A 2,345-nucleotide genomic window follows, 5' to 3' on the forward strand; every position below is an offset into this window, starting at 1 on the left:
CTGCTGTACGGCGACTACCTGTCGCGGCTCAGCACGGCGCTGGTCCGACGGCATCACGGGGCTGTCCAGGGGCCAGACAGGCCTGGACGGCAGCCAGCACGGCAACGACCTGCTCAACGGCGGCGCCGGCAACGACGTGCTGATGGGCATCAACGGTTTGATCAGCAACTGCGCCATGGACGCTCGGCGAGCGTCAAGCGCAGTTCCATATGGAATGCAGATTCCGCCATCGCGGGAATTGATGTCCCTCTTCGTGGGGATGGTCGCGGTGGCGAGTGCTCGGCAGCATCGGTTCCGGCTGTTGTTGAGCAGGCAAACGTAAACGTCAAGGAGGCAACAGGATTGAAGCGAACGAAGTGCGCGTTAGGAGTTTGGCGGCCCGCCCCGGGAGTGCTGTTGCTCAGCGCTGGGCTCAGTGCCCGTTCGGATGAACTGAGCTGCTCGAAAGCGAGGAGCGGAAGGCCAAAGCGCAAGCGATGTTTGCGGAACGCTGCAAGACGGCGGCCGAGAAGATACATCCACCGTGGACGATGTCGAGGGCATCTGCTTGTTCAAGATTCGACCCAGAGGGGGCTCGAAACCTCCCTCACGCTTCATTAACTAGACTTGGTGGGGAAAATGAATAATTCGATTCTCTTTCATCGCGCGATATCCCTGTGTTTCCTCATTCTGATGCCGGCGTTCGCCGGGGCGGCTGAATCGTTTGAGGGAACTTTCTATAGCAAGTCCCACATACTGCGACTGCATCAAGTTGATTCCCGCGTATGCGGAGAATGGAGTTACGCCACGCAGTCAAGCAATCGCGAAGGACTCGTCGCAGGCGTGATTGTAAATGGGGCACTGTTTCTAAATGAATGTCCGGATTTCGAGCTCGTATGCACGCCCGAACCAGCAGATTCTCGTCCGCAAAAGTACAAGCTGAAAGGGCGCAACTTGGCGCGAGATAGCTATAAAGGGGCCCACGAGATTTTTGTGCGTGAAAGTTCGGGGGTGCCTGTTTGGAACAATGCTCAAGCAAAAGAAGCGGAATCATTTCTTAATTCTTGTAAGTGGTAGCCAAGGCCTTCGAAGACGGAATCGACCATGGCACCGCTTTGAGTTTCGCGGTGGTGATTCATGGATAATGGGGGTGGGTGACGATTCCATATATCGCGCAAAGCTTGCCCATGGCTCGGACGATCGATGCGGTGATGCAATTGCCTCCCGAGACGTGGGAATTAACCCCGGGTGGTGAGCGCATTCGCTGATTGAAACGGACGCTGGTCTGTAAAGGCTGATGGGTCGGCAAAATTGCTGGTTTTGAGGCCGCAAGATTGCGAAGTATCCTGTCGAGTTGAAATTGAATTTGCTCTTGAATTAACGCTATCAGAGGATTGCATGGACGCCTACAAAACACTTTCGCCGACTGAGTATGTCGATTTGGCGTATAGGGTGGTTCGCTTGGCTGAAACTGAATTCAAGATGATTTATATCGACAGCGTCGGTAAGGCAACCATTGGCATTGGCTTTCTCATGGGTCTCCCGTCAGTGCCGCTGGTTCGTGACGAGGTATTTAAAACGCTAGGCTTTCACGATAAGGATGCAAGCTCTTCGGCCTCGGTGCGTCAAATTGAAACCGCATATCGACGTGAGTTGCAGGATATTTTTGATCGCAATTGGGTGAGTGGAACAAATAGCTCCGGGTTCAACCCGCACTTTAGAGCTGCCGTCGATGAGGTGATGTCTCGTCGATATAACGATCAACAGTTGAGTTTTCCGAAGCGAGAACTTTTCACGTTGTCGTCCGATGTGGATTCATCAGGCTACAACTTGGAGATGAAGCAGATATTTGGTGCTGTTCGGAGTTTGTATGAGAACAGGGTGTATTCTGGTTTCCAAGTTCCTCAAGGCGGAATTCCTGCCTCGAGAGAAATGGTCGCCCTGTTGAATCTGACTTATGTCGGCTTGCAGAGAGATGCGATGGTTTCGCTCGCGAAGCCGATTTCTGCTGCGAGTCGCGCTGAAGTCTGGTATGCACTACGCTATGGTGCGCTAACAGAATACGAAAGGCGGAAGATGGCCGGTCCGCCAGCTGGTCAGGCTGCTTTTAATACAAACAAATATGGCTATGCGAAGCGTCTGATGCTTAGTGCCGAAATATTCGGGCTCTATGAGAGTGATGATGCTCCGTTGGCAGCAGAGGCCAAGGAAGTATTGGCGATGGTCACTACTCGGCGTTCAGATATATTGAAATTTGAATCGAATTATGGCTCTCCGCCAGATGGGTCGACACCGATCAGAAATACCATTTCGGAGGCGAACAATGACCCGAATTTCAGGGCAATTGCAAAGATTCCGAATATATC

Annotated in this window: 2 protein-coding genes; both read left to right on the top strand. The window is 52.7% G+C overall.

What is annotated here, in order from left to right; genetic code table 11:
* On the top strand, window positions 1–322 hold a 322-nt coding region (locus AC1D12_RS31230), incomplete at its 5' end, for a hypothetical protein (RefSeq protein WP_477845074.1).
* 1,055 nt (window positions 323–1,377) lie between these two features.
* Window positions 1,378–2,345, top strand: a 968-nt coding sequence (locus AC1D12_RS31235) for a hypothetical protein (protein WP_477845075.1), incomplete at its 3' end; no start/stop codon positions are given.

Source organism: Rhizobacter sp. P1_G5, assembly GCF_056405435.1.